A 9,416-nucleotide genomic window follows, 5' to 3' on the forward strand; every position below is an offset into this window, starting at 1 on the left:
AAGCGGCATGTGGGTGAATCCGATCGAATCTGCCCGGCGGGGAGAGCCTTGATCCGGCAAATACTGCACGGCAAAGCGCTTTTTTCAAGGAGGAGTTTCGGCAAGGAAAAACGAAATTGCTGTCGGCTTCCCGACGTGTTCGGATACTCCGGCAACATGCCGCAAATTATGAAGGGCTGCGGACTCCGGTATTTTGCTTCCGTGAAAATGTTCCAGACGTACGAGAATGTGTCGGACCCGTTTCCGTACAATACCTTTCTTTGGGAAGGGATCGACGGCTCGCAGGTGCTGACCCATCTGCTGGATTATGGCGATTTTCCGATTCGGGTCAATCCATCGTTTCTTATTCGGCAATGGAATGATCGGGTGCAGAAGGACGGCATTGCGACAAGACTCGTACAGTTCGGCCACGGCGACGGAGGGGGAGGGGCGAACCGGGACGACTTGGAATTCCTCCACCGGCTTGAAAATTTGGAGGGTGTGCCGCGTACGGTGCACGGCTCACCGATTGACTATTTTGAGGATCAGATCGAAAGAGGTGTTCCGGATGCCAAATATGTCGGGGAGCTGTACTATCCGGCGCACCGGGGAACCTATACGACGCAGGCTCAGATTAAGCGGTTAAACCGGAAGGCGGAGGTCGGGCTTCACGAGGCTGAAATGTGGGGTGCCGCCGCCAGCCTGCTTCAGCGCCGGGCCTATCCGTACGAGGAGATGGACCGGCTGTGGAAGAAACTGCTGCTGCATCAGTTCCATGATATTTTGCCGGGCACGTCCATTCACCGCGTCCATGAGGAAGCGCAGGCAGAGCTGACCCTGCCCGAAGGCGTAGAAGGTATCGCTGACCGGGACGGAAAAACGCTCCCTGTGCAGCGGCATGACGGCAATTGTTACACGGAAGTCGAAACGCCGTCTGCGGGATGGGCGGCATATACGGTTACTGCGGCAGACGTAACGCCGGAAGCGCCGGGACAAGCTGTCCTAACCGCTACGAAGTCGCATCTGGAGAACGAATACTTAGCCATTGGGATAAATGAATACGGCGAGATCGTCAGCATCCTGGACAAGGAAACCGGAACGGAATGGACGGCGGGACATTGCAACGCCATGAAGATGTACCGCGATCAGCCGTCGGCGTTTGATGCGTGGGAAATCGACCGCGGCTATCAGGCTGCTCCGGTCGAGTTGGATGAGAAGGCCGAAGTCTATGTCACCGCAGAGGGGCCCCTGTTTGCCAATATCCGCGTTGAGCGCATGCTTCATCGATCCAAATTAATTCAGGATATCCGGGTCCGGGCCGGCAGCCGCCGCGTTGAGTTTCATACGACGGTAGATTGGCATGAGAAGACAAAATGCTGCGGGTCGATTTTCCTGTACGTGTCCATGCGAACGAATCGTTACAGGAAATTCAGTTCGGTTACGTCAAACGGCCAAATCATGCTTCCAGGCCCCACGATGCCGACCGATTCGAAGTATGCCAGCATAAGTGGGCGGTGCTTGCGGAGACGAACCGCAGCTTTGCGCTGCTGAACGATTGCAAGTACGGGATCGCCGTGCAGGACAACACGATGAGCTTGACGCTGCTTCGTTCGCCGACGCATCCGGACGAAACGTCGGATCAGGGAACGCACAAGTTTACGTACGGATTCTTTGTATGGAACGGGTCTTTTCTGGACAGTCCCGTCGTTCAGGAAGCGTATGAGCTGAACTATCCGGTAAGCCTCGTGCACGGCGGAAACCAGGTGGGTCATAAATCTTTCCTGCAATCGGATCAAGCCAGCGTAATTACAGAGACGATCAAGCTTGCCGAAGACGGATCGGGAGACTGGATCATCCGGGCCTATGAATGCAAAGGTGCCACCGTATCATGCGGATTCACCTTTGACCTCCCTGTCAAAACAGCGTACGAAACCAATATGCTGGAGGAAGTGACGGCCGATCTGCCGGTTGCTGAAGGGAAGCTCAAGCAGGATTTCCGTCCTTTTGAAGTGAAAACGATTCGGCTTGTGCTGCTTGATGCGTAGAAGAGGGAGTAAAAGGAACAAAAGATGGGAGGAAGCGCGAAGATGAAGATGGACAAAGGACAGCGCCTGGTCATGATCGGCGATTCGATTACGGACTGCGAGCGTAAATTCCCTTACGGGGAAGGGTTGTTTCAAGGCGTAGGCAAAGGGTATGTGTCGCTCGTGGACACCCTGCTTCAGACGGCGTATCCAGAGCTGAACCTGCGGGTCACGAACATGGGAATCGGCGGCAACACGGTCAGGGATTTGAAAGAAAGGTGGCAGACGGACGTACTGGATCTGTTGGAAGAGTATGAGCACACTTTGACCGAATTGGCGGAGCAGGTTCGCCCTCGTTTGAAAGGGCTTGTCATCATGACTCCGTTTTATATCGAACGCAGCGCCGAGGACGGGATGAGACGGCGGATGGATGAGTACGGCCGGGCGGCCCACAGGGTTGCCGAGCGCGTCGGAGCGCTATTCGTGGACACGCAAGCGGTGTTTGAGCCGATGTTGGGCTACGTTCACCCTACTGCAATCGCATCGGACCGGGTGCATCCGAGCCTGACCGGCCACATGCTGATCGCACGAGCCTTCCTGCAGGCAATCGGCTTCGATTGGAAGCGGATGAGCGGTGAGGCTTGACTTCGATAACTGTCAGGATAGGAAAGAACAGATTCAGAATCAAGCATCTGCGAGTGATCAAAGCCGACTAAGGTGTTAATATAACAATATATGAAAAACTCACAATAAATACAGATTAAAGGGGCGAGCGTATTTCATACGCTTGCCTTTTCCTGCTTATACACTCCGGTTTATTTGCTGACGGCTACAACGGTCATGATTCCTTGGCACCGATCACGAAGGAAGAATACGAAACAAAGGGGAACGTGCTAAGCAGCTTGATCCAACGCATGAGCGCAACGGGCACTGTTGACTAACCGGATTAAATATATTAAAAAATCAACATATGAAAAATTCACAATAGAAAACCGTGAGCAATCCATATCTAGACCATACCTACCTAAACCATCATTTCTGCGGATCTATACTGGAGAAAAGGCGGCTTGCGCCTGACATTTACCGCCTTATCGCAAAAGCATCCTCCTGACCGGAGCGGCCGGTCTAAGGGGATGCTTTGTTGCGAATTTATAACGTGCTTGCTTGTGGGGAAGCGGGACCGTCCTGCTTCCGTTTACGTCCGCAGCATATCCCGGAACATCAGGACCAATTTCATCCGCAGCAGGTGGTGATAATCCTTGAAGTCGACCTGAAGCAGCTCACTGATTTTCTCGAGCCGGTAGGCGGCGGTGTTACGGTGTATAAACAGCTGCTTGGCGGTTTCGTGGATCTGTCCATTGTTCGCCATGTACAGCTCCAGCGTTCGCAGCAGCTCTTGGGCGGAGTCGGGGGCTCGGTCCTGAAGCGGGGCCAAAGCCATTTCGACGAACTGCCGCATTTTATGAACCGGGACGGATTGGAAAATATAAGAGATTTCCACGTTGGCAAACTCGACGACAAAAGCGTCCAGGTTGAGCCGGGAGGCCGTGTCGCGGGCGTTCTGGCATTCACGGTAAGCCGCTTCCAATTGATCGGGCCGGGTTTTGATATGGCTCACTGTCATGCGCAGATGCCTGCCGGCTTTGGCGGCAAGCTCGAAAAAGACACGTGTCAACAGCTGAGGCAGCTTGCCGGAGCTTCGCGGGAGCTCAGAAGGAAAGATCGAGAGAATGGTGTCCTCGAGTTGAAAATGCAAAGGTGATAAATCCTTGAGCATCGGATGATAATGGAATTCCTGCTTGACGCTCTTGAGCAGATGGTCGGTCCGGCCGGTGTATTCGGGATCGCATGTGGTAAGCACGCACTGGAAAGAACCGCTGCCGAAAGGGATGCCGTGGCTGGAAGCACAGGCAACGAGCGCTTCGGCGGAGACTTGCTGCTTGAGGTAGTTTTTCAGCATGGCCGCAAATTCGTTCTGGGTCGATTGGGTGAGATCGTTGCGTTCGACTGCGTTCAAATGGTAGCCGATAATTTCGGCCGCCTGATGGTACAGCCCTTCCTCCTCCTTCATCGGAATGCCGGGAGGAAGCCGGAAAATCGCCCGGCTGTTAAAATCATGCTCCTGGCCGGGGCTTTTCAGGGGCACGCACAGCAGTCTTCCCTGCTCACAGCGGAGCCACTGCGGCGTATCTTTGAGCTGGCGTTTTTTGAGCAGCTGCATTTCGTCTGTGGTCAGGGTGCTGAAGAGCGTTTGGCCGCGCATGCCGGTGACGGCCAGGGGAACGCCGAGAATCTCGCGGATCCGGTCAAAAAGGCGGCCCGTATCAACAGGGGATAAGGCGAAGCGGATGAGCTCCTTTTGTTTGTCCAGGACGTTTTGCAGGAGGAGCGTGTTCTTTTGCAATTCGGCATTGAACAAGCCTTTCATTTGATCCGAGAACGTAAACGGAAAGGGAAGCTCGATGAGGGGAAAACCGAGGCGGTCTGCTTCCTGCAGCATTTCGTCGGGGACCGAAGCCCAGAACCGTCCAAGCTTGATCCCGATTCCCGCCGCCCCTTTGTCAACCAGCTTCTGCAGCAGGCGGACCCCATCCGCCGGATTGTCCTTGATCAAATAAGCCGTTGTGAACAAGATATCCCCTTCCCGGACCCAGTCCGAAATATCGGGTGCATCCATCACGTTGACCGATTTGACGATGCGGTTCAAACCGCTGCGGCCTGCGGTCAGTTTACCTTCAGAAAGCGGGTAAATGGTGAGTGCATCTTCGATGGTCAAATACATACAGTCATCATCCTTTCGCAACTGAACTCTGTCGAAACCCGAAACGTACAAGGTAAGCCCTTGGGAAAGGGCTGTACCGGATTGAATTCAATCATCAGGAAAGGCGGTTACTGCAACAGGGGATAGAATCGGACGGCCGTTCGGGTTCGCCAGGGCTACGGAGGGGAGGACTATCTTCCCAGAAAGATGCCTCCGTAAACAAAAGCGCCCACGATGACGAGCGCGGGATGAACTTTGCGGCGCTGCATCAGCCAGTACGCGATGAGGGCGATAGCGGCGAATTGGATCCAGCCGATGGAGAGTATCGACTCTTTGGAGCTTTGAATGGTGAGCTGCAGCATCATGACGGCGATGACAGGCTGCACGAGCAGCGTCATGCCTTTGACAGCCTGAGACTGCTTGTATTTCTGCAAAATTCGCATCAATACGATCAGGGCGACGGCGGACGGCACGACCGTGGCTGCTTCGGCGGCAAGCGCCCCCATCCATCCGGCCGCATCATAGCCGACGTAAGCGGCGATCTTTGTCGCGATCGGTCCGGGGAGCGAATTGCCGAGAGCGAGCATGTTGGAAAATTCGGCGCCAGACAGCCAGTGGTAATGCGGTACGATCTCCCGGTACATGAGCGGAATGGAGGAAGGGCCGCCGCCGTAACCGAATACGTTGGCTAGAAAGAAGCCGATGAGGAGCTCAATCCATGTCTCCATGGCGGCGTTCCTCCTTCCGCTTGCGGTTTTCTTTCAGCTTGCCCATGACTTTAAAGTGTACCGAGCCGTAGGCCAGCGCGATCGCAATCAGGATCGCCGGGTGCAGCTGCACCCACTCGAGCAGGACAAACGCGATGACCCCGCAGGCGAGCGCCATATATTTGCCAAGGCCTTTGACTGCCTTTTCGCCGAACTCGTAACACATTTGACCCAGCATGACGGCCACGACCGGAACGACCGCTTCGATCATGCCATGAATGATGCGGGATGAGCTGAATACGTCGATAAAAGAGACTAGGGCGATCATCGCAACCGCAGTGGGTAGAATATGGGCGAGCAGGCCTACCAGCGCACCGAGAGTTCCTTTCAGGCGGTAGCCGAGATAGGCGGCCAACTTGGTCGCGATCGGACCGGGCAGTGTGTTGGCGATGGCCAGCACCTCCCCGAATTCCTCATCAGCCATCCACCTGTACCGGGAGACGGCCTCGTGCCGGATGAGGGGGACGGTCGACGGACCGCCGCCATACCCGAGAATTCCGGTCCGGAACATGGCGAGGGATAATTCTGCGTATGTTTTCAGCATGGTGCACTTCCTTCCTTGTCTATCAACTATTCTGACATTTCATCTCGGATTCGGGTAGGATGCGAGGGTCGCATTCTATAGGCAAAGCTCTGGCATCATGGGAAAGGGAGCTGGACCGTTTCCGAAGCTGGTGATCATCCGTGCGGCATTGATGTTATTTAAATTTACACTATAACGGTTTTCCTTCCGGATGAAAAGTAGTTATTGCCAAAAAATCCTGCTGCATGTTAATTTAGTTAACAATTTAAAGATGCAGGAGGGATGAGTGATGAGGCAGGCTTCAATCGGCACGAAAACGATGGTGGTCAGCCCCCATGCACTGGCATCGGCCGCGGGTGCCCGAATACTGGAAAAGGGCGGGAATGCCTTCGACGCTGCGGTTGCCGTCAGCAGTACCCTGGCGGTCGTGTATCCGCATATGACCGGGCTGGGCGGCGACTCTTTCTGGCTGTTGTACAGTCCCGGAGAGGGTGCAGTCCGGGGTTACAACGGAAGCGGCCGTTCGGGGTACAAGGCATCGCCGGAGGCATACGCCGGCGAGCAGGCCATCCCGACGCGGGGGATCCGCAGCGTACTGACCGTTCCAGGCATGGTGGACAGCTGGAGCGCCATTCTGCGGGAGTATGGTACCCTGCCGCTTGGGGACGTCCTTGAGCCGGCAATGACCTACGCCGGAGCGGGCTATCCGGTATCCCGCAGCCAGTACGCCAATACGAAGCTGTGCGCCGGGCTGCTGGCAGCGAATCCCTATTCGGCTGCAGCGTATTTGCGAGGCGGCGGTGTCCCGCCGGCAGGCACCCGCTGGATCCAAAGCGGCTTGGCCCAAAGTTTGCGCCGGATCGCGTCGAATGGCCGGGACGAATTTTACCGGGGCGGATTAGCCCGGGATATCACGTCATACATCCGGAAGTCCGGCGGGCTGCTGCTGGCGGACGATTTCGCCGATCATGAGGGCAATTGGGTCACCCCGCTCACCGGTTCCTATCGCGATCTGGAGCTGTATCAGCTTCCTCCGAATTCGCAAGGGTTTACGGGCATCGTGATCGCCCAAATGCTCGAACATTTTGATTTTAACAGTATTCCGCACGGTTCGGTAGCATTTTACCACGTACTGGTCGAGGCGGTGAAGCTGGCTTTCCGCGACCGCAACCTCGAGCTCACCGATCCGGATTTCCGAAATATTCCGGTGGATCGCTTTCTGGATAAGGGCTACTGCATGGAATTGGCGGGACGCATAAGCCGCGATTCGGCCGCTACGCTCACCGCCGAACCGCTCGGCAGCGATACGGCGTATGCCGCTGTAGTGGACGGGGACGGCAATGCCGTTTCTTTTATCCAAAGTCTGTACTTTGAATTTGGATCGGGCGTGACGGCTGGGGAAACGGGCATTCTGCTGCAGAACCGCGGCTCGTTTTTCTCCCTGGACGAGTCTTCCGCCAACCGGCTTGAACCGCGGAAACGGACTTTTCATACCCTGATGCCTGCCCTTGCGCTCAAGGACCAGAAGCCTTATTTGCTCTACGGCTCGATGGGAGGAGAAGGACAGCCGCAGACGCAGACGGCGCTTCTGACCCGGATCGTCGATTACCGAATGGACCCTCAGGAAGCGATTAACGAACCTCGCTGGGTGTGGGGAAGGACATGGGGCGAAGCCTCCACGGAACTGAAGATGGAAGCCAGGGTGGGGGAGCAGGTGCTCGGCGGGCTGGCCGCCATGGGGCATGAGGTTCGAAAGATCGGCGACTGGGATGCCTTAACCGGGCATGCGCAGGCGATCCTTCTGGATGCTCACGGTTTTCGGATCGGCGGCTCGGACCCCCGCTCCGACGGAGCGGCGATCGGCTGGTAGTTCTCCATCTCATAAAGAAGTTATGAAATATGACATAAATTAACGGGTTCCTTGTGGCCGATGTCCAAACATCGGCCTATTTATTGTGCTTCGTCACAAAGATGCCTTCTGAACCGTTGTAGACTCCTGTATTGTCTGTTATAAAATGTAACATCTAACGAAAAACAGGATCGCACTGGGGGGACAGCCGTGGAATTCGGACATGTGAAAGTGGAGAGGAAAGCAGCCTGCGTCATGCGGGACGGCATCACGCTGTATGCCGACGTTTACCGTCCGGCGGAGGAAGGAACATACCCGGTACTGCTGATGCGGCAGCCGTACGGCCGGAAAATCGCCTCAACGGTTACATACGCCCATCCCGTTTGGTATGCTGCGCGAGGGTATATCGTCGTTATTCAGGACGTACGGGGGCGCGGGGATTCGGAGGGAGAGTTCGCGCCATTCGTGAGCGAAGCCGAAGACGGCTATGATACGGTCGAATGGGCCGCCGGGTTGGAAGGGGCCAGCGGAAAGGTCGGCATGTACGGCTTTTCCTACCAGGGAGCGACGCAGTGGGCTGCCGCTTCGCAGCATCCGCCGCATTTGGCTGCCATCGCGCCTGCGATGACTGCGGCCGACCTGTACCACGGCTGGATGTACACATTCGGCAGCTTCGATCTGCAGAGCTGCCTGCCCTGGGCCTATCAGCTGGCCAGGGATACGGCGAGAAGGAAGGGCGACACGGAAGCCGAAGCGGCGTGTTCGCGCGTGATGAGCGATCCTTCCGGTGTGCTGGCCCAACTGCCATTGGCGCAGGGGCACCCGCTGCTCGAAGCGTACCTCCCCGCTTATTTCGATTGGTTGGACCATCCCGCTTATGATGAGTATTGGTCCCGGCTGAACTGGCTGGACGCCTTCAAGGAACAGCCGGTTCCGGCGCTGCATATCGCGGGCTGGTACGATTTTCTGCTGGAAGGTACGCTTCAGTCTTACAATGCACTGCAAGCACAGGAGAGCAGGCCGGACTGCTTCCACCGTTTGGTGGTCGGGCCATGGACGCATATTCCGTGGGGCCGTAAAGCAGGCGGAACGGACTACGGACCGAAGGCGGACGGCAATATCCACCTGGAACAGCTGGCCTGGTTCGACTATTGGCTGAAGGGCGAAGGCGGATCAGCCCTGAAGGAGCGGAAGCCGGTCCGTTATTATGAAGCCGGCAGCGGCGTTTGGGTCGAAGCCGAAGCGTATCCGGCCGGAGCGGAGGGCGACAGCCGGTGGTATTTAACCGGAACGCAGCTGCCTGCGAACGGGGCTTCCGGCGGCGGTCGGCTCGCTGCGGTCGCAGGCGCGGAGCCCGGCCGGGCGGCGGACGTGTTCGTCTACGACGCGCGCCTGCCGATGCCGCTTCGCTCGGTGCTGCCGCAGGACCGGAGCGCCCAGCAGGACCGCTTCGAAATCCTGGTGTATACCGGGGAGCCTGTCGGCGCGCCGCTGCGGATCCTCGGCGCACCGG

Annotated in this window: 7 protein-coding genes and 1 pseudogene; 5 read left to right on the plus strand and 3 right to left on the minus strand. The window is 56.7% G+C overall.

The window, feature by feature from the left end; translation table 11 throughout:
* Window positions 1-9: 9 nt before the first annotated feature.
* The 3 genes and pseudogenes from CPT76_RS06355 to CPT76_RS06360 form a co-directional block, all read left to right on the plus strand.
* Window positions 10-1,550: pseudogene (locus CPT76_RS06355) on the plus strand (alpha-mannosidase); the annotation flags it as partial.
* 18 nt (window positions 1,551-1,568) lie between these two features.
* Window positions 1,569-2,024, plus strand: a complete 456-nt coding sequence (locus CPT76_RS39090) for a glycosyl hydrolase-related protein (protein ID WP_258168173.1) — start codon at window positions 1,569-1,571, stop codon at window positions 2,022-2,024.
* A gap of 42 nt (window positions 2,025-2,066) precedes the next feature.
* Window positions 2,067-2,648, plus strand: a complete 582-nt coding sequence (locus CPT76_RS06360; protein WP_105442281.1) for an SGNH/GDSL hydrolase family protein — start codon at window positions 2,067-2,069, stop codon at window positions 2,646-2,648.
* A 550-nt stretch (window positions 2,649-3,198) separates the two neighbouring features.
* Here CPT76_RS06360 and CPT76_RS06365 read toward each other — a convergent pair.
* From CPT76_RS06365 to chrB, 3 genes are all read right to left on the minus strand, one after another.
* The gene (locus CPT76_RS06365; protein ID WP_105442282.1) at window positions 3,199-4,785 is read right to left on the minus strand and encodes a PucR family transcriptional regulator; all 1,587 of its coding nucleotides are present in this window, start codon (window positions 4,783-4,785) and stop codon (window positions 3,199-3,201) included.
* A gap of 170 nt (window positions 4,786-4,955) precedes the next feature.
* Window positions 4,956-5,492, minus strand: a complete 537-nt coding sequence (gene chrA, locus CPT76_RS06370) for a chromate efflux transporter ChrA (RefSeq protein ID WP_105442283.1) — start codon at window positions 5,490-5,492, stop codon at window positions 4,956-4,958.
* On the minus strand, window positions 5,476-6,075 hold the full coding sequence (gene chrB, locus CPT76_RS06375; protein WP_105442284.1) for a chromate efflux transporter ChrB: 600 nt from the start codon (window positions 6,073-6,075) through the stop codon (window positions 5,476-5,478). The genes chrA and chrB overlap by 17 nt, the downstream gene beginning before the upstream one ends.
* A gap of 268 nt (window positions 6,076-6,343) precedes the next feature.
* On the opposite strand from chrB, the gene ggt reads away from it, so the two are divergent.
* The gene (ggt, locus tag CPT76_RS06380) at window positions 6,344-7,924 is read left to right on the plus strand and encodes a gamma-glutamyltransferase (protein WP_105442285.1); all 1,581 of its coding nucleotides are present in this window, start codon (window positions 6,344-6,346) and stop codon (window positions 7,922-7,924) included.
* Between the two features lie 189 nt (window positions 7,925-8,113).
* The coding region (locus tag CPT76_RS06385) for a CocE/NonD family hydrolase (protein ID WP_105442286.1) at window positions 8,114-9,416 on the plus strand (1,303 nt) is incomplete at its 3' end.

Origin of the sequence: Paenibacillus sp. AR247 (genome assembly GCF_002968895.1) — a bacterium.
GTDB classification, from domain to species: domain Bacteria; phylum Bacillota; class Bacilli; order Paenibacillales; family Paenibacillaceae; genus Paenibacillus_AQ; species Paenibacillus_AQ favisporus.